Here is a 21,416-nt window from a genome sequence, read left to right as displayed (position 1 = left end):
GTACGACCTGCTCCAGTGGCATCGAGTCGCTGCTTAGTTGTGAGCGTGCAGCGCTGCGTTCAGTTCGATGGCCGATTTGTGGGTTTTGCATTCCACGGCACCGGTCTCGGAATTGCGGCGAAACAGCAGGTCAGGTTGACCCGCCAGTTCGCGAGCCTTGACCACCTTGACCAGTTGGTTCTGCTCGTCGAGCAGCGCCACCTTGGTGCCGGCGGTCACGTACAGGCCTGACTCCACGGTGTTGCGGTCGCCCAGCGGGATACCAATACCGGCGTTGGCGCCGATCAGGCAGCCTTCGCCAACCTTGATCACGATGTTGCCACCGCCCGACAGGGTGCCCATGGTGGAGCAACCGCCGCCCAGGTCCGAGCCCTTGCCGACGAACACGCCAGCCGACACGCGGCCTTCGATCATGCCCGGGCCTTCAGTGCCAGCGTTGAAGTTGACGAAACCTTCGTGCATCACGGTGGTGCCTTCGCCGATGTAGGCGCCCAGGCGAATCCGCGCGGCGTCAGCGATGCGCACGCCGCTCGGCACCACGTAGTCGGTCATTTTCGGGAACTTGTCCACCGAGAACACTTCCAGCAGCTCGCCACGCAGGCGCGCTTCCAGTTGGCGTCCGGCCAGTTCCGACTGGTCGATGGCGCCCTGGCTGGTCCAGGCCACGTTTGGCAGCAGCGGGAAAACCCCAGTCAGGTTCAGGCCGTGAGGCTTGACCAGGCGATGAGACAGCAAATGCAGCTTGAGGTAGGCCTCAGGCGTGGAGGTCAGCGCCGCGTCTTCGGCCAGCAGGGTGGCGACCAGCGGGTTATGGCTTTCGGCCAGGCGAGTCAGCAGGGCTGCTTGGGTGGCATCTACATTTTTCAGTGCGTCAGCCAGTTGTGAGGCCTGGGCGATACTCAGGGCGATGGCCTGGTTGCCTTCGCTGTAACCGAGGATCGGCGCGATAGCAGCAAGGATCTCTGCCGATGGATTGATCACTGGCTGTGCGTAAAACACTTCCAGCCAAGCACCTTGGCGGTTCTGAGTGCCGACGCCGAAGCCTAGGCTGAACAGGGAATTGGACATGCTGTTACCTCTACACAATTGGTATGGGCTGGCCTACTTGAGGGCCGCCGAATAAACATCTGGCTTGAAGCCAATCAGGGTTCTGTCACCCAGATCAAGCACCGGGCGCTTGATCATCGAGGGTTGTGCGAGCATCAGTTCAATCGCTTTCGCCTGGTCGAGATCGGCTTTGCGTTCGTCTTCGAGTTTGCGAAAGGTAGTGCCTGCACGGTTCAAAACCACCTGCCAACCGTGCTCATTGCACCATTGGGTCAAGTGTTCGCGGTCGATACCGGCCGTTTTGTAGTCATGAAACTCATAGCTGACAGCGTGTTCATCGAGCCAGGTGCGCGCCTTTTTCATGGTGTCGCAGGCTTTGATGCCGAAAAGGTGCAACGTTTTACTTGAATCGGTCAAGGAATTGCCCCCCTTTGGGCTGCTGGAAACGAAAGGTCACGGATTATGCCACGGCCAGAGCATTTCGGTGCCGCTCGTCACCACCTCGTGTCAGGGTGTGCGACTTTTGTTCAACGGCCCGTCGGCAGCATAAGCAGCTAATATGGCACTTCAACGGCGACGCGTTGCCTGATGTGTGTCGTAGTAAATCGATTGGCTGGGAATTTCGCGTTATGCAAACTGCTTACACCGTCCTTATTCTGCTGATGCTGGTCAGTGTTTCGCGTCTTGTCGGGCGTGTGATCCCGCTGCCGTTGCCGCTGGTGCAGATCGCCGCCGGGGCTCTGCTCGCCTGGCCGACCCTGGGGCTGCACGTGGCATTGGACCCGGAATTGTTTCTTTTCCTGTTTTTACCGCCGCTGCTGTTCTCGGATGGCTGGCGTATGCCCAAGCGCGAATTGTGGCGCCTGCGCGGGCCGATCCTGACGCTTGCAGTGGGGTTGGTGCTGTTCACGGTGGTGGGCGCTGGGTATTTCATCCATTGGCTGCTGCCGACCATCCCCTTGCCGGTGGCCTTCGCCCTCGCGGCGGTGTTGTCGCCGACAGATGCCGTGGCGGTATCGGCTATTTCCCAGAATCGCTTGCCAACACCCTTGATGCACATGCTTCAGGGCGAAGCGCTGATGAACGATGCATCGGGCCTGGTGACCTTCAAGTTTGCCCTGGTGGCGGCGGTGACCGGTGTGTTCTCCTTGGCCAATGCCAGCCTGACATTCGTGCTGGTGGCGCTTGGCGGGCTGGCCATTGGTGTGGCCTTGAGCTGGCTGGTGGGCCGCCTGCGGGCCTGGATGGTTGCCCGAGGCTGGGACGATCCGGCAACCCACGTGGTGTTCATGTTGCTGCTGCCATTTGCCGCCTATGTATTGGCTGAGCGTTTGGGCGCTTCGGGGATTTTGTCGGCGGTGGCGGCCGGGATGATGCAGAGCTGGCTGGACTTGCTGCCGCGTCAGACCAGCACGCGTTTGCTCAATCGCAGCGTCTGGTCGCTGCTGGAGTTTGCCTTTAACGGCCTGATCTTCCTGTTGCTGGGCCTGCAACTGCCGGACATCATCAAGGCGGTAACCAGCCACGAAGCTACCTTGTGGCCGACCTTACTGTATCGCTGCCTGGACGTGATCGCGATTTTTCTGGTGTTGCTGGTGCTGCGGTTTATCTGGGTGCAAAGCATCTGGCGACTGTCGGGATTGCTACGGCGCTTGCGGGGTAAAAGCGAACTGACGTTGGTGCCGAAAGCCCGTTCCTGCTGGCTGTTGACGGTGGGCGGAGTGCGTGGGGCGGTGACCCTGGCAGGTGTGATGTCGGTGCCGTTGCTGCTGGCACCCGGCGTGGCCTTCCCGGAGCGTGACCTGTTGATATTCATCGCTGCTGGGGTGATTTTGCTTTCTCTGGTCGCCGCTTGCATCGCCTTGCCGTTGTTGCTGAGGGGTATCGAAAAGAGCCCGGATGACAAGCGTCGCGGTGAGGTGCGTGACGCCTGGAAGAAAACCGCCGAAGCGGCGATTCACGCCCTGGAGACCGAGGAAGCAGCAGAAGCTGCGCCCCAGGACGCCGCCCAGGCTGCGCTGGCCACTGAGCTCAAGGCGCGGATCATGTCGGAGTATCGCCATCAACTGGAAGTGTTCAACGACTCGGCCGAAGCCCAGGCCCTGGCGTTACACATGGATCAACTGGAGCGTAAGTTGCGACTCAAGGCCTTGCGGGCACAGCGCCTGGAGTTATATAGCCTGAGTCGCCATCACCAGGTTGGTGATGACGTACTGCGGGAGGTGTTGGCGGACCTGGATATGAGTGAGGCGAATCTGGGCCATATCAAATGACCCGGATATCGAGTCTTACCGACGACGCTGGATAAAGTCGCGAATCCGCTCCGCCGCTTCCACGCACTCGGCCAGTGGCGCAACCAGCGCCATGCGCACGCGCCCGGCGCCGGGGTTGAAACCGTCGACTTCCCGGGACAGGTAAGAACCTGGCACCACGGTCACATGTTCTTCCACGAACAAATCCCGGCAGAAGGCCGCATCATCGCCTTCGATATTTGGCCACAGGTAGAAACCGCCATCCGGGTTTTGCACGTCCAGCACCGGCTTGAGAATAGCCAGCACAGCGGCGAACTTTTCCCGGTACAGGTCGCGGTTGGCTTGCACATGGGCCTCATCCTGCCAGGCGGCAATGCTCGCCAACTGGGTTTGTACCGGCATCGCGCAGCCGTGGTAGGTGCGGTACAGCAGGAAGGCTTTGAGGATTTCGGCGTCACCGGCGACAAAGCCTGAGCGCAAGCCCGGCAGGTTGGAACGCTTGGACAGGCTGTGGAACACCACGCAGCGTTTGAAATCCTGGCGGCCCAGTTCGACGCAGGCACTGAGCAGGCCCGGCGGCGGGGTTTGTTCGTCGAAGTACAGCTCGCTGTAGCACTCGTCGGCGGCGATCACGAAGTCGTACTCGTCGGCCAGGGCGATCAGTTTTTTCAGGGTGTCGACCGGAATCAAGGCGCCGGTCGGATTGCCTGGCGAGCATAGGAACAGAATCTGGCAGCGTTTCCAGACGTCGGCCGAGACCGCATCGAAATCAGGGTTGAAGCCGTTTTCGACCAGGCACGGCAGGTAATGTGGCTTGGCCCCGGCGAGAAACGCTGCACCTTCGTAGATTTGGTAGAACGGGTTCGGGCTGACCACCAGCGCGTCGTCGCCCCGGTTGACCACGGTCTGGGTGAAGGCGAACAGCGCTTCACGGGTACCGTTGACGGGCAGGATGTTGCGCGCAGGGTCCAGCCAGCCCTCGGGTACGCTGAAGCGGCGTTCGCACCAGGTGCCAATGGCTTCGCGTAACGCCGCAATGCCCAGGGTACTCGGGTACACCGCCATCTGATCGAGGTTGTTGGCCAGGGCCTCGGCGACGAACGTCGGGGATTTGTGCTTGGGTTCGCCGATGGACAGGGCAATCGGGCGTTTGTCCGGGTTCGGCGTGACGCTCCCCAGCAGGGCGCGCAATTTCTCGAACGGATAGGGCTGCAACTGGTTCAGGGCGTTGTTCATCGGTGGATCTCGTGCAAGGCGGTGAACGCTGGATAAGAGGAGGCAGTGAGATCGCCCCCGTCAGTCAAATACTCAATCGCGACAACTCAACCCCAGGTTCCTGGCTCACGCTTAACTGCTCGACGATTGCATCCTGCAAGCGACGGCAAAGTTCAGGGTCGGAAAGAGGCTGATTGTCAGCATCGGTAATAAAGAACACGTCTTCCACTCGTTCGCCCAGGGTCGCAATCTTGGCGTTTTGCAACGACAGGTCGAACTCCAGGAAAATCGTGCCGATCCGCGCGAGCAGGCCCGGGCGATCCGGGGCGCTGAGTTCCAGTACCGTCACCGGGCGCTGGGCGTCGTTGTGGATGGTCACCTGGGGTGCAAAGGCGAAGTGTTTGAGTTGGCGCGGCACCCGACGCTGGATGATGGTCGGGTAATCGTCAGGGTTGCGCAGTGCTTCGGTGAGGCCTTCGCGAATCTTTTTTACCCGCACCGGGTTGTCGCCGATGGACTCACCTTCGGTGTCGAGCACGATGTAGGTGTCGAGGGTGAACTGGCTGCTGGAGGTGATGACCCGAGCGTCGTGAATGTTCAGGTTGAGCTGGTCCATCGCCGCCACGGTCACGGCGAAGAAGTCATGCTGGTCCGGTGCATAGATGAAGATTTGCGTGCCGCCTTCGAACTCGCGCTGGGTGGTTTCCTTGATCAGCACCAGTGGGCCGCCATCGGCCGGTTGCTGCAGGATCGCGTCGCTGTGCCAGGCCACGTCGCCAGCAGTGTGGCGCAGGAAGTAGTCGTCACCCAGTTGCGACCAGAGTTGCTCGACATCGTCTGGGTCGTTGCCGCCGCGCACCAGGATGTCCAGGGCGGCACTTTGGGTGCGCCGGATCTGTTCTTCGCGGTCCACCGGGTTCTCCAGGCCGCGACGTAGCGCGCGCTTGGTCTCGGTGTAGAGCTGGCGCAACAGGCTGGCGCGCCAGGAATTCCACAGCGTCGGGTTGGTGGCGTTGATGTCGGAGACGGTCAGCACGTACAGGTAATCGAGATGGGTTTCGTCACCGACGGCCTGGGCGAAGTCATGGATCACCTGCGGGTCGGACAAGTCCTTGCGCTGGGCCGTGGTGGACATCACCAGGTGGTTTTGCACCAGCCAGACAATCAGGCTGCTATCCCACAGCGGCAGTTGGTGGCGCTGGCAGAATGCCTTGGCGTCCACCGCGCCGATTTCCGAGTGATCGCCGTGACGACCCTTGCCGATGTCGTGATACAGACCGGCGAGGTAGATCAGTTCCGGCTTGGGTAGCTTGGCCATAAGCTTGCTGGCCAGCGGGAATTTCTCTGATACCTGGGTGTACTGCAACTTACGCAGGTGCTTGATCAGGTTCAGGGTGTGGGCATCGACCGTATAGATATGGAACAGGTCGTGCTGCATTTGCCCGACGATAAAGCCGAACTCCGGCAGGTAGCGCCCGAGAATGCCGTAGCGGTTCATCCGGCGCAGGTTGCGGTGGATGCCGAATTTGCACTTGAACAGTTCGATAAACAGGCTGGTGTTGCGGATGTCATTGCGGAAATTATCGTCGATCAGGTGACGATTTTCCCGCAATAGACGAATGGTATCGGCGCGTACACCTTTGATTTCCGGCTGTTGGGCCATCAATACGAAGATTTCCAGCATGGCGAACGGCGTGCGGTTGAACACGTTGTCGTTGCGGGCCTCGATGTAACCGTCATGCAGTTGGAAGCGGGCGTTGATGGGTTGTGGCGGCGCTTCGTCTTCCGGAGCGAGGATCACTTCTTCGAAGTGCTGAATGATCAGGTCGCTGAGCTGGGCAATGCTCATGACCACCCGGTAGTACTGCTGCATGAAGCTTTCGATGCTGGTCTTGGCGTCTTCGCCTTCAAAGCCCAGCAGGGTGGCGATGGAGCGCTGGTGATCGAACAGCAGACGGTCTTCGGAGCGCCCCGCGAGCATGTGTAGGGCGTAGCGTACCTTCCACAGGAACTCCTGGGACGAGGCCAATAAAGCGTTTTCGCTCTCCACCAAGAAGCCTTCGCCGGCCAGTGCGCGCAGGTTCAGGGTGCCGTACTGGCGACGAGCCACCCACAAAATGGTCTGGATATCCCGCAGGCCACCAGGGGAGCCTTTGACGTTGGGTTCCAGGTTGTATTCAGTGTCGTTGTACTTGTGATGACGGGCTTTCTGCTCGGCACGCTTGGCCAGGAAGAAGTCCTTGCTCGGCCACATGCGCTCGGTGCTGGTAACTTCCAGCATGCGTATGCGCAGGCGCTCGGGGCCGCTGATGGTGCGGCTTTCCATCAGGTTAGTGACCACAGTAAGGTCGGCGCGGGCTTCCTGGGCGCACTCATCCACCGAGCGCACGCTTTGCCCGACTTCCAGGCCGATGTCCCACAACAACGTCAGAAAACGCTCGATGGAATCGCGGAAAATTTCGTGGTCGGCGCTGTCCAGTAGAATCAGCAGGTCGATGTCGGAGTAGGGGTGCAGTTCGCCGCGACCGTAGCCGCCCACCGCCACCAGGGCGATGTCGGCGTCTTCACTCCAGGTGAACTGTTCCCAGGCCTTTTGCAGGATATTGTCGACGAACCAGGCGCGGTCCTCGATCAGCCGACGGATATCCCGGCCACTGCGAAAGCGCTCATCGAGCACATCCCGGGCCTGGCGGATGGCCTTCTTGAAGGCGGCGATAGGGCTTGCCTTCAGGGCCAGTTCTGCCTGGAACTGGCCACGATCGAAGAGTTCGGGATCCACCTGGGGCATTGATCGGCTTTCCTTTCTATCTATAAGTCACAACAGCTGTGTGCGAAAAACCGGTGCAAGCCTCAGGCCGAAACGCGGGGGATTGTGTCGTCGGCGCGCAGGGTGAAGATCTCGTAGCCGGTTTCGGTGACCAATAGGGTGTGCTCCCACTGGGCCGAAAGCTTGCGGTCCTTGGTGATGGCGGTCCAGCCGTCGCCCAGCACCTTGGTGTCGGCCTTGCCCTGGTTGATCATCGGTTCGATGGTGAAGGTCATGCCTGCTTTGAGTTCCATGCCGGTGCCCGCGCGGCCGTAGTGCAGGATTTGCGGCTCTTCGTGGAACACCTTGCCGATGCCATGGCCGCAGAATTCGCGAACCACCGAGAAACCGTTCTTTTCCGCGTGCTTCTGGATCACTTCACCGATATCCCCCAGGCGGCAGCCGGGCTTGACGATCTCGATGGCTTTGTACATGCATTCCTGGGTGATCTGCGACAGGCGTTCGGCCCATACGGGAACAGTGCCGACGTGGAACATGCGGCTGGTGTCGCCGTGGTAGCCGTCCTTGATCACGGTGACATCGATGTTCAGGGTATCGCCGTCTTTCAACGGTTTGTCGCCCGGGATCCCGTGGCAGACCACGTGGTTGATCGAGGTGCAGATCGACTTGGGGAAACCCTTGTAGTTCAGCGGGGCAGGGATGGCTTTCTGCACGTCGACAATATAGTCATGGCAGATGCGGTCCAGTGTTTCGGTGGTGACGCCGGGCTTGACGTGTTCGGCAATCATTTCCAGTACGTCGGCAGCCAGTTTTCCGGCAACGCGCATTCCAGCAATATCTTCGGCGGTTTTGAGGGTGACGGTCATACAGGCTCTCTCTAGCGCATAGCGCTGAAATCAATACGGTTTACAGGTGTGCGACAAAAGGTTGCAGCATTCGCACAAGCCTAAAAAACGTGATTCTACCAGACGCGGGGTGCAAACCATGAGCGTATGGGTATCGCTTCTATCTATTAGGTGTGGGCATTCTGGCTCTATTCAAAGGCTTGCGCAAAAGCGACTGGCAGCAAATGTGATTGCGGGTTTCGTTTTTCCCCTCTGTGTGGTATAAAATGCGCCGCTTTCCGGGGATACCCTGCAAAGCTTAAATCCACACACGTGTCGACACGATGACCTGGGTGCCGGAGGCTTAAAGCCGCTGGTTGGTCATTGGGATACGTGGAGGCCAAACCCGACTTACTAAGGAACTATCATGTCCCAAGTCAACATGCGCGATATGCTGAAGGCCGGTGTCCACTTCGGTCACCAAACCCGTTACTGGAACCCGAAAATGGGTAAATACATTTTCGGCGCACGTAACAAGATTCACATCATCAACCTTGAAAAAACCCTGCCAATGTTCAACGAAGCTCTGACTTTCGTAGAGCGCCTGGCCCAGGGCAAAAACAAGATTCTGTTCGTCGGCACCAAGCGTTCCGCTGGCAAGATCGTTGCTGAAGAAGCAGCACGTTGCGGTTCGCCGTACGTCGATCACCGCTGGTTGGGCGGCATGCTGACCAACTTCAAAACCATCCGTGCTTCCATCAAGCGTCTGCGTGACCTTGAAGTGCAAGCCGAAGATGGGACTTTCACCAAGCTGACCAAGAAAGAGGCGCTGATGCGCACTCGCGATCTTCAGAAGCTCGATCGTTCCCTGGGTGGTATCAAGGACATGGGCGGTCTGCCTGACGCACTGTTCGTTATCGACGTTGATCACGAGCGTATCGCGATCACCGAAGCCAATAAGCTGGGTATCCCGGTTATCGGCGTAGTCGATACCAACAGCAGCCCGGACGGCGTTGACTACATCATCCCAGGCAACGATGACGCAATCCGCGCTATCCAGCTGTACATGGGTTCGATGGCTGACGCTGTTATCCGTGGCCGCAACCACGTTGCTGGCGGTGCCGAGCAGTTTGTTGAAGAAGCTCCGGTAGCTGCTGCTGAGTAACTGACGCCTTGGCGTTGACTCAGTAAGCAAAAAGGGGGCTTGGCCCCCTTTTTGCCACCTCGAAAACCATTTGTCGGCGCCCACTTGTGGCAGCGCATCTATTGCGCTTGTAACGTGCAGCGGCCTACAAGGGTTGTTCGGGAAGAATTGATCGCCCGTTCGATCGGGTGGAATGGTTGAAGACCTATCCAAGAGGATTTTGAAAATGGCAGAGATTACTGCAGCGTTGGTCAAAGAACTGCGTGAGCGTACTGGCGAAGGCATGATGGATTGCAAGAAGGCCTTGACCAAGGCTGACGGCGACATCGAAAAAGCCATTGATGACATGCGTGCTTCGGGCGCCATTAAGGCTGCCAAGAAAGCAGGCAACATTGCTGCTGAAGGCGCGATTGCTATCAAGGAAGACGGCAAGGTTGCCGTTATCATTGAAGTCAACTCGCAGACCGACTTCCTGGCCCTGCAAGACGACTTCAAGAACTTCGTCGCTGCCAGCGTTGAAAAAGCCTTCGCTGACAAACTGACTGACGCTGCTCCACTGATCGCCGCTCAAGAGCCGGCGCGTGAAGCACTGATTGCTAAAGTAGGCGAAAACGTCAATATCCGTCGTCTGGCCCGTATCGAAGGTGACGTTGTGGGTGCTTACCTGCACGGCAACAAGATCGGTGTAGTCGTGGCTCTGAACGGCGGCAACGTTGAACTGGCCAAAGACATTGCGATGCACGTAGCTGCCAGCAACCCTGAGTTCCTGCTGCCGTCGCAAGTTTCCGCTGAAGCCATCGAGCGCGAAAAAGCCGTGTTCATGAGCCTCAACGAAGACAAGATCAAAGGCAAGCCTGCTGAAATCGTCGAGAAAATGGTTTCTGGTCGTATCAGCAAGTTCCTCGCCGAAGCTAGCCTGGTTGAGCAGGCGTTCGTCAAGAACCCTGAAATCAAGATCGGTGAACTGGCCAAGAAAGGCGGCGCTGAAATCGTTTCCTTCACCTACTACAAAGTAGGTGACGGCATCGAGAAGCCGGTCGACAACTTCGCTGAAGAAGTTGCTGCCCAACTGGCTGCCAGCAAGAAGTAAGACAGTTTTCAACTGTCGCCCAAAAGGAGGCTGCCCGCTTACGCGCGCAGCCTCTTTTCAAATGGGGTGACCGATTTTATTTGGTTTCCCTGCGGAACTGGCTTACAAAGCCGTGTTCCGATGGCGCTGTGACAGCGTCCAGCTAGAGTGAACGCAGGCCGTAAACGGTTTGCCAAGAATTTTTAAAAATACGCCGCAGGAGAGATTCGCAATGGCTCAGCAGGGCAGTGGTTATCAGGCTCGCTATAAACGCATTCTACTCAAGCTTAGCGGCGAGGCCCTGATGGGCTCGGAAGAGTTCGGGATCGATCCCAAGGTACTCGACCGCATGGCGCTGGAAGTCGGCCAACTGGTCGGTATCGGTGTCCAGGTCGGCCTGGTGATAGGCGGCGGCAACCTGTTCCGCGGTGCGGCACTCAGCGCTGCTGGCATGGATCGGGTAACCGGCGACCACATGGGCATGCTGGCCACTGTGATGAATGCCCTGGCCATGCGCGATGCTCTGGAGCGGGCCAACATCACGGCGATCGTGATGTCTGCTATTTCCATGGTCGGTGTAACCGATCACTATGACCGGCGCAAAGCCATGCGTCACCTGGATGCCAAGGACGTGGTGATTTTTGCTGCTGGTACCGGCAATCCCTTCTTCACCACCGACTCGGCAGCCTGCTTGCGTGGCATTGAAATCAATGCGGACGTGGTACTTAAGGCAACCAAGGTTGATGGCGTTTACACTGCTGACCCGTTTAAAGACCCGCATGCCGAGAAGTTCGATCATCTGACTTATGATGAAGTGCTGGATCGCAAGCTGGGTGTGATGGATCTGACAGCTATTTGCCTGTGTCGCGACCACAAGATGCCGCTTCGCGTATTTAACATGAACAAGCCCGGCGCCCTGCTGAACATCGTACACGGCGGCGCAGAAGGGACTCTGATCGAGGAGGCTCAACAATGATCAACGAAATCAAGAAAGACGCTCAAGAGCGTATGCACAAATCCCTGGAGTCTCTGGCCCATGCATTTGGCCAGATTCGTACCGGCAAGGCACACCCGAGCATCCTGGGTAGCGTGATGGTGCCGTACTACGGCGCAGACACTTCCATCACCCAAGTGGCCAACATCACCGTAAAAGACTCGCGCACCCTGCAAGTCGTGGCCTTTGAGCGCAATATGCTCGGGGCAGTCGACAAGGCAATCCAGAGTGCTGGTCTGAACCTCAATCCGACCAACCTGGGCGAGTTGTTGTTGATCTCCATGCCTGCCCTGACCGAAGAAACCCGTAAGGGCTTTACCAAACAGGCGCGTAGTGCTGCGGAAGATGCTCGTGTTGCCGTGCGCAACATTCGTCGCGATGCCTTGGGTGACCTGAAAAAGCTGGTTAAGGACAAGGAAATCAGTGAAGACGAAGAGCGCCGTGCTGCTGCGGATATCCAGAAGCTGACCGATAAGGCTGAGTCTGATATCGACGCGGCCACCAAGCAAAAAGAAGCGGACTTGATGGCTGTATAAGGGTCAGGACGTTTTCATGGAAAAGACCAAGCAGACTGTGCCCGCCGTGGTGCCGCGCCATGTCGCGATCATCATGGACGGGAATAATCGCTGGGCGAAAAAACGCTTTATGCCGGGTGTCGCCGGGCATAAAGCGGGTGTCGATGCGGTACGGGCTGTGATCGAAGTGTGCGCCGAGGCCAAGGTCGAGGTGCTGACCTTGTTTGCCTTCTCCAGTGAAAACTGGCAGCGCCCGGCCGAGGAGGTCAGTGCCTTGATGGACCTGTTCTTCAAGGCGCTGCGTCGTGAGGCCAAGCGCCTGAACGACAACAACATCAGCCTGCGCATCATCGGGGATCGCTCGCGCTTCCGTCCGGAGTTGCAGGCGGCCATGCGCGAAGCCGAGGCGATTACTGTCGGCAGTAATCGGTTCGTACTGCAAATCGCAGCCAACTATGGCGGCCAGTGGGATATCGCCCAAGCCGCGCAGCGTCTGGCGCGCGAAGTGCAGGCCGGTCATCTGCGACCCGAAGACATCACGCCTGAACTGTTGCAAACCTGCCTGGTAACCGGCGATCTGCCGTTGCCGGACTTGTGTATCCGTACCGGTGGCGAACACCGCATCAGCAACTTCCTGTTGTGGCAGTTGGCCTATACCGAGCTGTACTTCTCCGACCTGTTCTGGCCGGACTTCAAACACGATGCCATGCGCAATGCGCTGGCCGATTTCGCTTCCCGTCAGCGTCGCTTCGGTAAAACGAGCGAGCAGATCGAAGCTGGAGCCCGGGTTTAATGCTTAAACAACGAATCATCACGGCACTGATCCTGCTGCCGATTGCCTTGTGCGGGTTTTTCCTGCTCGAAGGTGCCGGCTTTGCGCTGTTCATCGGCCTGGTTGTGACCTTGGGCTCTTGGGAATGGGCGCGCCTGGCCGGTTTCACCGCGCAGCGGCATCGTGTGGTGTACGCCGTCGTCGTGGCGCTGATGTTGTTCCTGATGTACATCCTGCCGGATATGGCGCCTTGGGTACTTGGCGCTGCGGTGCTGTGGTGGACGCTGGCGACCTTCCTGGTGCTGACTTATCCGCAAACCAGCGGCCATTGGTCCAGTGTCGCCTGCAAGCTGGTGATAGGCCTGTTGATTCTGCTGCCGGCCTGGCAAGGCCTGGTCTATATCAAGCACATGCCCTTGGGCAACTGGCTGATCATGGCGGTGATGGTGCTGGTCTGGGGTGCTGATATTGGCGCTTACTTTTCCGGCCGGGCCTTCGGCAAGCGCAAGCTGGCGCCGGCGGTAAGTCCTGGCAAGAGCTGGGAAGGTGTATACGGTGGTTTGTTACTGACGCTGGTGATTACTGCTGTCGTTGGTGTTGTGCGTGGCTGGACCGTCAAGGAAATACTCCTGGCCCTGGTGGGTGCTGCGGTGGTCGTGCTGATCTCGGTGGTCGGAGATCTGACCGAGAGCATGTTCAAGCGCCAGGCTGGGGTCAAGGACAGCAGCAATCTGCTTCCGGGTCACGGCGGCGTGCTGGACCGTATCGACAGCCTGACGGCAGCGTTGCCGATCTTTGCCGTACTGTTGTGGATGATGGCCTCGTGAGCCGTCTGCAGCAGATTACCGTGCTGGGAGCCACCGGCTCGGTAGGGTTGAGCACGCTGGATGTGATTGCCCGTCATCCGGAGCGTTATCAAGTCTTCGCCCTGACTGGCTTTAGCCGCTTGAGCGAGCTGTTGGCGCTGTGTGTTCGTCACGTGCCGCAATTTGCGGTAGTGCCTGAGGCGGTGGCTGCGCGCGGTTTGCAGGATGATCTGCGGGCGGCGGGGCTGTCGACTCAAGTGCTGGTGGGGGAGGAGGGGTTGTGTCAGGTATCCGCCGATCCTGATGTCGATACCGTTGTCGCCGCTATTGTCGGTGCGGCTGGCCTGCGTCCAACCCTGGCCGCCGTTGACGCCGGCAAGAAGATTTTGCTGGCTAACAAGGAGGCGCTGGTGATGTCCGGCGCACTCTTTATGCAGGCGGTGCGCAAGAGCGGCGCCGTACTGCTACCGCTGGACAGCGAGCACAACGCGATTTTCCAGTGTATGCCCGGCGATTTTGCTCGTGGTCTGAGCCAGGTGGGTGTGCGCCGTATTTTGCTGACTGCGTCCGGCGGCCCGTTCCGACAGACGCCGCTGGCTGAGCTGGAGCATGTCTCCCCTGAACAAGCCTGTGCCCATCCCAACTGGTCGATGGGCCGCAAGATCTCGGTGGATTCGGCCAGCATGATGAACAAAGGTCTCGAACTGATTGAGGCGTGCTGGTTGTTCGATGCGCGGCCGGATCAGGTCGAGGTGGTGATTCACCCGCAAAGCGTGATTCATTCCCTGGTCGACTACGTGGACGGCTCGGTGTTGGCCCAGTTGGGTAATCCGGACATGCGTACGCCGATCGCCAACGCCTTGGCCTGGCCCGAGCGCATTGATTCGGGTGTTGCTCCTCTGGACCTGTTTGCCATCGCCCGGCTGGATTTCCAGGCCCCCGACGAGCAGCGCTTCCCGTGCCTGCGTCTGGCGCGTCAAGCTGCCGAGGCAGGTAACAGCGCGCCGGCGATGCTCAATGCGGCCAATGAAGTGGCTGTGGCGGCGTTTCTCGAACGACGCATCCGTTTCCCGGAGATCGCGAGTATCATCGAGGACGTTCTGAGCCTTGAACCTGTGGTCGCCGTTGATGACTTGGGCGCGGTCTTCGAGGCTGATACAAAGGCCCGGGCCCTGACCGAGCAATGGTTGAGCCGCAATGCGCGTTAACCTTTTTGGGCGCGCTTGAGCCTGTAGGCACTGGATTGGAATGCGGAGAAATTAGATGAGTGCGCTCTACATGATTGTCGGCACCCTGGTTGCTCTGGGTGTGCTGGTCACCTTCCACGAATTCGGCCACTTCTGGGTGGCGCGTCGTTGCGGCGTCAAGGTTCTGCGTTTTTCCGTCGGTTTCGGGATGCCGTTGCTGCGCTGGCATGACCGTCAAGGCACCGAGTTCGTGATTGCTGCCATTCCCTTGGGCGGCTACGTCAAGATGCTCGACGAGCGCGAAGGCGAAGTGCCCGCTGATCAGTTGGACCAATCCTTCAATCGCAAGACCGTTCGTCAGCGCATTGCCATCGTTGCTGCCGGGCCTATCGCCAACTTTTTGCTGGCCATGGTGTTCTTCTGGGTGCTGGCGATGTTGGGCAGCCAGCAGGTGCGTCCGGTTATCGGTGCGGTGGAGGCGGGCAGTATCGCGGCCAAGGCCGGGCTGATCGCAGGGCAGGAAATTGTTGCCATTGATGGCGAGCCTACTACCGGTTGGGGCGCGGTCAATTTGCAGTTGGTGCGCCGCCTGGGTGAAAGCGGCACCGTGAAGCTGGTGGTGCGCGAGCAGGATTCCACGGCCGAAACGCCGCGGGAGCTGGCCCTCGACAACTGGCTCAAGGGCGCCGACGAGCCTGATCCGATCAACTCTCTGGGGATTCGTCCATGGCGGCCCTCCTTGCCACCGGTGCTGGCAGAGCTGGATCCCAAAGGCCCTGCGCAAGCTGCAGGGCTGAAAACCGGCGACCGCCTGTTGGCCCTTGATGGCCAGGCACTGGGTGACTGGCAGCAAGTGGTCGATCTGGTGCGTGTACGCCCTGATACCAAAATTGTGCTGAAAGTTGAGCGCGACGGTGCTCAAATCGACGTCCCTGTCACCCTGGCGGTGCGCGGGGAAGCCAAGGCAGCCGGGGGTTATCTAGGCGCCGGGGTGAAAGGTGTCGAGTGGCCACCTTCGATGGTGCGTGAGATAAGTTTCGGGCCGTTGGCCGCAATTGGCGAGGGTGCGCGACGCACTTGGACCATGAGTGTGTTGACCCTCGATTCCCTCAAGAAAATGTTGTTCGGCGAGCTCTCGGTAAAAAACTTGAGTGGACCGATAACCATTGCTAAAGTGGCGGGCGCTTCTGCCCAGTCGGGCATGGCTGATTTCCTGAATTTCCTGGCTTATCTGAGTATTAGCCTCGGGGTTCTGAATTTGTTGCCCATTCCAGTATTGGATGGGGGGCATCTGTTGTTTTATCTGGTCGAGTGGGTGCGTGGTCGCCCCTTGTCGGATCGGGTGCAGGGTTGGGGGATACAGATCGGTATCAGTTTGGTGGTCGGGGTGATGTTGTTAGCCTTGGTCAACGATCTGGGACGACTGTAACGCTTCGCTGAATTGCGAATCTGCCGCATTTTGCGGCAGTTTGTTTATTGCCAGTTGGAATAAGAAAGGACTTCATGAAACGTCTGCTGCTAACTGCGGTTCTCACCGTATTGATGATCGCCGAAGTTCACGCCGAGTCCTTCACCATCTCCGATATTCGCGTCAACGGCCTCCAGCGGGTTTCCGCGGGTAGCGTCTTTGGCGCCTTGCCGTTGAACGTCGGGGAACAGGCTGATGATCGTCGCCTGGTGGAATCCACTCGTGCGCTGTTCAAAACCGGTTTCTTTCAAGACATCCAATTGGGGCGCGAAGGCAACGTCCTTGTCATCACTGTCGTCGAGCGACCGTCCGTCGCCAGTATCGAGATCGAAGGCAACAAGGCGATCTCCACTGAAGACTTGATGAAAGGTCTCAAGCAATCGGGCCTTGCCGAAGGCGAGATCTTCCAGCGTGCCACCCTCGAAGGCGTACGTAACGAGCTGCAACGTCAATATGTTGCCCAGGGTCGTTATTCCGCCTCGGTGGATACCGAGGTGGTGCCGCAGCCGCGTAACCGTGTTGGCCTCAAGGTCAACATCAACGAAGGTACCGTGGCGGCCATCCAGCACATCAACGTGGTGGGTAACACCAAGTTCGCTGACGAAGATCTGATCGGCCTGTTCGAGCTCAAGACCACCAACTGGCTGTCGTTCTTCAAGAACGATGACAAGTACGCCCGTGAAAAGCTTTCCGGTGACCTGGAGCGTCTGCGTTCCTATTACCTGGACCGTGGCTATATCAACATGGATATCGCTTCGACCCAGGTGTCTATCACCCCGGACAAGAAGCATGTCTACATCACCGTCAACGTCAACGAAGGCGAAAAGTATCGCGTTCGTGACGTGAAGCTCAGCGGCGACTTGAAAGTGCCTGAAGACCAGGTCAAGTCCCTGTTGCTGGTGCAGAAGGACCAGGTGTTCTCGCGCAAGCTGATGACCACCACGTCCGAACTGATCACCCGCCGCCTGGGTAACGAGGGCTACACCTTCGCCAACGTCAACGGCGTGCCCACCCCGCACGATGATGACCACACTGTGGACATCACCTTTGTCGTCGATCCTGGCAAGCGTGCCTATGTAAACCGCATCAACTTCCGTGGCAACACCAAGTCCGAAGACGAAGTGCTGCGTCGTGAAATGCGCCAGATGGAAGGTGGTTGGGCTTCGACCTACCTGATCGACCAGTCCAAGACCCGTCTTGAGCGCCTGGGCTTCTTCAAGGAAGTCAACGTCGAAACCCCGGCCGTGCCGGGCGTGGATGACCAGGTTGACGTGAACTATGCAGTAGAAGAGCAAGCGTCCGGTTCGATCACCGCCAGCGTCGGTTTCGCACAAAGTGCCGGCCTGATCCTTGGTGGCTCCATCACCCAGAACAACTTCCTGGGTACCGGTAACAAGGTCAGCATCGGCCTGACCCGAAGCGAATACCAGAGCCGCTATAACTTCGGTTATGTCGACCCCTACTGGACAGCTGACGGCGTGAGCCTGGGCTACAACGCCTTCTATCGCACCACCGACTACAAAGACCTCGACGTCGACGTTGCAAGCTATGCAATCGACAGCCTGGGTGCCGGTGTCAATGTTGGCTATCCAATCAGCGAGACCTCGCGCCTGACCTTCGGCCTGACCGCGCAACAGGATGAGATCAAGACTGGTGTCTACACCGTGGATGAGATCTTCGACTTCGTGCGTACCGAGGGTGACAAGTTCCTCAACTTCAAGGCCTCGGCCGGTTGGTCGGAATCGACCCTGAACAAAGGGGTGCTGGCGACACGCGGTCACTCCCAGAGCCTGACACTGGAAAGCACTACTCCAGGCAGCGACCTGTCGTTCTTCAAGCTTGATTACCGCGGCCAGTTGTTCACGCCGCTGAGCGACAACTACACCATGCGCCTGCACACTGAACTGGGCTACGGTGACGGTTACGGTTCGACCAATGGCCTGCCGTTCTACGAGAACTACTACGCGGGTGGTTTCAACTCGGTACGTGGCTTCAAGGACAGCACCCTGGGCCCTCGTGGTACCCCGAGCCGTGGCTTCGACAAGACGGGTAACGTGGGGACTGTTGCTGACTCGGACAACGATCCGCTGCCATTCGGTGGTAACGTGCTGATTCAAGGTGGTGCGGAGATTCTATTCCCGCTGCCATTCGTCAAGGATCAACGCTCCCTGCGTACCTCGGTCTTCTGGGATGTGGGTAACGTGTTCGACTCCAAGTGCGAGCAGATCAAGAACCCTAGTGGTTTGAAGTCCGATACCCAGTGCAACGACGTCAGTCTCAGCAACCTGGCAAGCTCTGTGGGTGTTGGCGTGACCTGGATTACGGCCTTGGGCCCATTGAGCTTTGCTCTGGCCATGCCGATCAAGAAACCGGATAACGCTGAAACCCAGATTTTCCAATTCTCCCTCGGCCAGACGTTCTAAGCGTCTGACCCAAGATAACGACAACGGATTCTGTAGGAGTGCATCGTGCGTAAGTTGACTCAATTGGTTCTCCTGGCGACTGTCCTGGTAGCAACCCCGGCCTTTGCCGAAATGAAAATCGCTGTCCTGAACTATCAGATGGCTCTGCTGGAATCCGATGCGGCCAAGAAATACGCCGTGGATGCCGAGAAGAAATTCGGTCCGCAACTGACCAAGCTCAAGACTCTGGAAAGTAGCGCCAAAGGTATTCAGGATCGTCTGGTCGCCGGTGGCGACAAAATGCAGCAAGGCGAGCGCGAGCGTCTGGAGCTTGAATTCAAGCAAAAGGCCCGTGACTATCAGTTCCAATCCAAGGAACTGAACGAAGCCAAGGCTGTTGCTGACCGTGAAATGCTCAAGCAACTCAAGCCAAAACTCGACAGCGCCGTGGAAGAAGTCATCAAGAAGGGTGCCTTTGACCTGGTCTTCGAGCGTGGCGCGGTGATTGATGTCAAACCTCAGTACGACATCACCCGCCAGGTGATCGAGCGCATGAACCAGCTGAAGTAAACCATGACCGCGACTATAAAACTTGGCCAGTTGGCCGAGTTCCTGGGGGCCACCTTACATGGCTCCCCGGAGAAGGAAATCACTGGGCTAGCCACCTTGCAGGAGGCTGGCCCAGCTCAGTTGAGCTTTCTGGCAAACCCCCAATACCGTAAATACCTGGGCGATACCCAGGCCGCAGCCGTGTTGCTGAAGGCCGCTGATGCCGAAGGGTTTACCGGGGACGCGCTCGTTGTTGCCGACCCGTACCTGTCGTACGCACGGGTGTCCCACCTGTTCGATCCAAAACCCAAGGCTGCTGCCGGTATTCATCCCTCGGCAGTGATTGCTGATGACGCCCAGGTTGATCCTGCGGCGAGCATTGGCGCTTTTGTGGTGATCGAGAGTGGCGCCCGCATTGGTGCCGGTGTGACGGTAGGGGCCCAGTGCTTTATCGGTGCCTGCAGTGAAATTGGTGCCGGTGGCTGGCTCGCGCCGCGCGTGACCCTGTACCACGATGTGCGTATTGGCCAGCGTGTGGTGATTCAGTCGGGCGCCGTGATCGGCGGCGAGGGCTTCGGCTTCGCCAATGAAAAAGGCGTTTGGCAGAAGATCGCTCAGGTTGGCGGCGTATTGATCGGCGACGACGTAGAAATTGGCGTCAACACCGCTATTGATCGCGGGGCTCTGGCCGATACCGTGATTGGTAACGGCGTGAAGTTGGACAACCAGATTCAGATCGCTCACAACGTGCAGATTGGCGATCACACGGCCATGGCCGCCTGCGTGGGGATTTCCGGCAGCACCAAGATCGGCAAGCATTGCATGCTGGCTGGCGGCGTCGGGTTGGTGGGTCATATCGAAATCTGCGACAACGTATTCATCACCGGCATGACCATGGTGACCCATTCGATTACTGAGCCTGGGTCCTATTCTTCCGGTACGGCCATGCAACCTGCTGCCGAATGGCGCAAGAGTGCGGCCCGACTGAGGCAACTCGACGACATTGCTCGACGCCTGAAACATTTGGAAAAGCGTGTTGGGGACGTGACCCCTGGCGGTAATGCTTCATCAGATGGCTGAGACCATTTCCATATCAAGTGTGCACAGCCGCTAGACTGCCTCCTTGATTTGCTAGAGGGGCGCGCCTTAGTCCGCGCGCTTCCAATCTTTATTACAGGCTTCCCCCCGAAATGATGGACATCAACGAGATTCGCGAATACCTGCCTCACCGTTACCCGTTCCTGCTGGTGGATCGTGTCGCGGAGTTGGATGTTGAGCGCAAGTACATTCGTGCCTACAAGAATGTCAGCATCAACGAGCCTTTCTTCAACGGTCACTTCCCTGCGCATCCAATCATGCCGGGTGTATTGATCATTGAAGCGATGGCCCAGGCGGCTGGTATCCTTGGTTTCAAAATGCTCGACCTGAAGCCTGCTGATGGCACGCTTTACTATTTCGTGGGTTCCGACAAGCTGCGCTTTCGCCAGCCAGTCACTCCGGGCGACCAGTTGATCCTTGAGGCTACGTTCCTGAGCTGCAAGCGTCAAATCTGGAAATTCCAGTGCCAGGCGTCGGTTGACGGCAAGCCTGTGTGCTCTGCTGAAATCATCTGTGCGGAACGCAAACTATGAGTTTGATTGACCCTCGCGCAATCATCGATCCGACGGCCGTCCTGGCCGCCGACGTTGAGGTCGGCCCCTGGTCGATCATCGGCGCAGGTGTGGAAATCGGCGAGGGGACAGTCATCGGGCCACATGTGATCCTCAAAGGTCCGACCCGGATTGGCAAACACAATCGCATCTACCAGTTTTCATCGATAGGCGAAGACACGCCTGACATGAAGTACAAGGGTGAAGAGACCCGCCTGGTAATCGGTGATCACAACATCATCCGTGAAGGCGTGACCATTCACCGTGGCACTGTCCAGGATCGTGCCGAGACCACCCTGGGTGATCACAACCTGGTGATGGCTTACGCTCATATTGGGCATGACAGCGTCATCGGCAACCACTGTATTCTGGTCAACAACACCGCGTTGGCCGGCCATGTGCATGTTGATGACTGGGCGATCCTGTCGGGCTTCACTCTTGTTCATCAGTATTGCCATATCGGTGCCCACAGCTTTTCCGGCATGGGCACCGCCATCGGCAAGGACGTTCCGGCTTTTGTCACGGTATTCGGCAACCCTGCCGAGGCCCGCAGCATGAACTTCGAGGGCTTGCGTCGTCGTGGCTTCAGCGAAGAGGCTATCCATGCCCTGCGCCGCGCCTACAAGGTGGTCTACCGCCAGGGGTTGACGGTTGATCAGGCCTTGGCCGAATTGGTTGAACCGGCATCGCTGTTTCCTGAAGTCGCGGTGTTCCGTGATTCGATTCAGGCATCGACTCGCGGCATCACCCGTTAAT

At 58.3% G+C, this 21,416-nt stretch carries 19 protein-coding genes; 14 read left to right on the top strand and 5 right to left on the bottom strand.

Annotation, left to right across the window (positions count from 1 at the left end; genetic code table 11):
• Positions 1–33 precede the first annotated feature (33 nt).
• Together dapD and AAEZ06_RS07025 are read right to left on the bottom strand one after the other, a co-directional pair.
• Positions 34–1,068, bottom strand: coding sequence for a 2,3,4,5-tetrahydropyridine-2,6-dicarboxylate N-succinyltransferase (gene dapD / locus AAEZ06_RS07030; RefSeq protein WP_350613607.1), 1,035 nt, complete (start codon positions 1,066–1,068; stop codon positions 34–36).
• Positions 1,069–1,101: 33 nt separating this feature from the next.
• A complete protein-coding gene (locus AAEZ06_RS07025) occupies positions 1,102–1,464 on the bottom strand; it encodes an ArsC family reductase (protein WP_149412989.1) in 363 nt (120 codons plus the stop codon).
• A gap of 212 nt (positions 1,465–1,676) precedes the next feature.
• On the opposite strand from AAEZ06_RS07025, the gene AAEZ06_RS07020 reads away from it, so the two are divergent.
• Positions 1,677–3,320 carry a Na+/H+ antiporter gene (locus AAEZ06_RS07020; RefSeq protein WP_149412990.1) on the top strand — a complete coding sequence of 548 codons (1,644 nt, stop codon included), beginning with the start codon at positions 1,677–1,679 and terminating at the stop codon, positions 3,318–3,320.
• Between the two features lie 15 nt (positions 3,321–3,335).
• Here AAEZ06_RS07020 and dapC read toward each other — a convergent pair whose 3' ends face one another.
• The 3 genes from dapC to map all read right to left on the bottom strand — a co-directional run bounded on the left by dapC (position 3,336) and on the right by map (position 8,147).
• Positions 3,336–4,535 (bottom strand): succinyldiaminopimelate transaminase, encoded by a 1,200-nt coding sequence (gene dapC, locus AAEZ06_RS07015; protein ID WP_350613604.1) that lies wholly within the window; start codon positions 4,533–4,535, stop codon positions 3,336–3,338.
• Between the two features lie 64 nt (positions 4,536–4,599).
• A complete protein-coding gene (locus AAEZ06_RS07010) occupies positions 4,600–7,302 on the bottom strand; it encodes a [protein-PII] uridylyltransferase (RefSeq protein ID WP_350613602.1) in 2,703 nt (900 codons plus the stop codon).
• A 62-nt stretch (positions 7,303–7,364) separates the two neighbouring features.
• A complete protein-coding gene (map, locus tag AAEZ06_RS07005; protein ID WP_350613600.1) occupies positions 7,365–8,147 on the bottom strand; it encodes a type I methionyl aminopeptidase in 783 nt (260 codons plus the stop codon).
• A gap of 385 nt (positions 8,148–8,532) precedes the next feature.
• Here map and rpsB point away from each other — a divergent pair, with 385 nt between their 5' ends.
• The 13 genes from rpsB to lpxA all read left to right on the top strand — a co-directional run bounded on the left by rpsB (position 8,533) and on the right by lpxA (position 21,415).
• On the top strand, positions 8,533–9,270 hold the full coding sequence (rpsB, locus tag AAEZ06_RS07000; RefSeq protein WP_149412994.1) for a 30S ribosomal protein S2: 738 nt from the start codon (positions 8,533–8,535) through the stop codon (positions 9,268–9,270).
• A gap of 205 nt (positions 9,271–9,475) precedes the next feature.
• Positions 9,476–10,339, top strand: coding sequence for a translation elongation factor Ts (gene tsf / locus AAEZ06_RS06995; RefSeq protein WP_149412995.1), 864 nt, complete (start codon positions 9,476–9,478; stop codon positions 10,337–10,339).
• Between the two features lie 211 nt (positions 10,340–10,550).
• On the top strand, positions 10,551–11,294 hold the full coding sequence (gene pyrH / locus AAEZ06_RS06990) for a UMP kinase (protein ID WP_149412996.1): 744 nt from the start codon (positions 10,551–10,553) through the stop codon (positions 11,292–11,294).
• Positions 11,291–11,848, top strand: a complete 558-nt coding sequence (gene frr, locus AAEZ06_RS06985; RefSeq protein WP_133099418.1) for a ribosome recycling factor — start codon at positions 11,291–11,293, stop codon at positions 11,846–11,848. The genes pyrH and frr overlap by 4 nt, the downstream gene beginning before the upstream one ends.
• Before the next feature lie 16 nt (positions 11,849–11,864).
• Complete coding sequence (uppS, locus tag AAEZ06_RS06980; protein WP_149412997.1) at positions 11,865–12,620, top strand: polyprenyl diphosphate synthase; 756 nt, start codon at positions 11,865–11,867, stop codon at positions 12,618–12,620.
• Complete coding sequence (locus AAEZ06_RS06975) at positions 12,620–13,426, top strand: phosphatidate cytidylyltransferase (protein WP_149494039.1); 807 nt, start codon at positions 12,620–12,622, stop codon at positions 13,424–13,426. Before uppS ends, AAEZ06_RS06975 begins: the two co-directional genes overlap by 1 nt.
• Positions 13,423–14,613 carry a 1-deoxy-D-xylulose-5-phosphate reductoisomerase gene (ispC, locus tag AAEZ06_RS06970; protein WP_149412999.1) on the top strand — a complete coding sequence of 397 codons (1,191 nt, stop codon included), beginning with the start codon at positions 13,423–13,425 and terminating at the stop codon, positions 14,611–14,613. The genes AAEZ06_RS06975 and ispC overlap by 4 nt, the downstream gene beginning before the upstream one ends.
• 55 nt (positions 14,614–14,668) lie before the next feature.
• Complete coding sequence (gene rseP, locus AAEZ06_RS06965) at positions 14,669–16,021, top strand: sigma E protease regulator RseP (protein ID WP_149413000.1); 1,353 nt, start codon at positions 14,669–14,671, stop codon at positions 16,019–16,021.
• 74 nt (positions 16,022–16,095) lie between these two features.
• Positions 16,096–18,483: an outer membrane protein assembly factor BamA gene (gene bamA, locus AAEZ06_RS06960; RefSeq protein ID WP_149413001.1), complete on the top strand. Its 2,388-nt coding sequence runs from the start codon at positions 16,096–16,098 to the stop codon at positions 18,481–18,483.
• Positions 18,484–18,528: 45 nt separating this feature from the next.
• Complete coding sequence (locus AAEZ06_RS06955) at positions 18,529–19,032, top strand: OmpH/Skp family outer membrane protein (RefSeq protein WP_003219314.1); 504 nt, start codon at positions 18,529–18,531, stop codon at positions 19,030–19,032.
• A gap of 3 nt (positions 19,033–19,035) precedes the next feature.
• Positions 19,036–20,091 (top strand): UDP-3-O-(3-hydroxymyristoyl)glucosamine N-acyltransferase, encoded by a 1,056-nt coding sequence (gene lpxD, locus AAEZ06_RS06950; RefSeq protein ID WP_149413002.1) that lies wholly within the window; start codon positions 19,036–19,038, stop codon positions 20,089–20,091.
• Between the two features lie 110 nt (positions 20,092–20,201).
• Complete coding sequence (gene fabZ, locus AAEZ06_RS06945; RefSeq protein ID WP_133099411.1) at positions 20,202–20,642, top strand: 3-hydroxyacyl-ACP dehydratase FabZ; 441 nt, start codon at positions 20,202–20,204, stop codon at positions 20,640–20,642.
• Positions 20,639–21,415, top strand: coding sequence for an acyl-ACP--UDP-N-acetylglucosamine O-acyltransferase (lpxA, locus tag AAEZ06_RS06940; protein WP_133099410.1), 777 nt, complete (start codon positions 20,639–20,641; stop codon positions 21,413–21,415). Before fabZ ends, lpxA begins: the two co-directional genes overlap by 4 nt.
• Position 21,416: the final 1 nt, after the last annotated feature.

It is taken from the genome of Pseudomonas sp. HY7a-MNA-CIBAN-0227 (assembly GCF_040310325.1).
GTDB lineage: Bacteria > Pseudomonadota > Gammaproteobacteria > Pseudomonadales > Pseudomonadaceae > Aquipseudomonas.
This window is presented reverse-complemented; position numbering and strand designations above follow the sequence as displayed.

Excerpts from the sequence above, each read along its gene's own strand:
- AAEZ06_RS06975 (WP_149494039.1), top strand. The coding sequence starts at position 12,620 with ATGCTTAAACAACGAATCATCACGGCACTGATCCTGCTGCCGATTGCC.
- fabZ (WP_133099411.1), top strand. The coding sequence starts at position 20,202 with ATGATGGACATCAACGAGATTCGCGAATACCTGCCTCACCGTTACCCG.
- AAEZ06_RS07020 (WP_149412990.1), top strand. The coding sequence starts at position 1,677 with ATGCAAACTGCTTACACCGTCCTTATTCTGCTGATGCTGGTCAGTGTT.
- lpxD (WP_149413002.1), top strand. The coding sequence starts at position 19,036 with ATGACCGCGACTATAAAACTTGGCCAGTTGGCCGAGTTCCTGGGGGCC.
- map (WP_350613600.1), bottom strand. The coding sequence starts at position 8,147 with ATGACCGTCACCCTCAAAACCGCCGAAGATATTGCTGGAATGCGCGTT.
- AAEZ06_RS07010 (WP_350613602.1), bottom strand. The coding sequence starts at position 7,302 with ATGCCCCAGGTGGATCCCGAACTCTTCGATCGTGGCCAGTTCCAGGCA.
- tsf (WP_149412995.1), top strand. The coding sequence starts at position 9,476 with ATGGCAGAGATTACTGCAGCGTTGGTCAAAGAACTGCGTGAGCGTACT.
- pyrH (WP_149412996.1), top strand. The coding sequence starts at position 10,551 with ATGGCTCAGCAGGGCAGTGGTTATCAGGCTCGCTATAAACGCATTCTA.
- bamA (WP_149413001.1), top strand. The coding sequence starts at position 16,096 with ATGAAACGTCTGCTGCTAACTGCGGTTCTCACCGTATTGATGATCGCC.
- dapD (WP_350613607.1), bottom strand. The coding sequence starts at position 1,068 with ATGTCCAATTCCCTGTTCAGCCTAGGCTTCGGCGTCGGCACTCAGAAC.
- rpsB (WP_149412994.1), top strand. The coding sequence starts at position 8,533 with ATGTCCCAAGTCAACATGCGCGATATGCTGAAGGCCGGTGTCCACTTC.
- rseP (WP_149413000.1), top strand. The coding sequence starts at position 14,669 with ATGAGTGCGCTCTACATGATTGTCGGCACCCTGGTTGCTCTGGGTGTG.
- dapC (WP_350613604.1), bottom strand. The coding sequence starts at position 4,535 with ATGAACAACGCCCTGAACCAGTTGCAGCCCTATCCGTTCGAGAAATTG.
- lpxA (WP_133099410.1), top strand. The coding sequence starts at position 20,639 with ATGAGTTTGATTGACCCTCGCGCAATCATCGATCCGACGGCCGTCCTG.
- frr (WP_133099418.1), top strand. The coding sequence starts at position 11,291 with ATGATCAACGAAATCAAGAAAGACGCTCAAGAGCGTATGCACAAATCC.
- uppS (WP_149412997.1), top strand. The coding sequence starts at position 11,865 with ATGGAAAAGACCAAGCAGACTGTGCCCGCCGTGGTGCCGCGCCATGTC.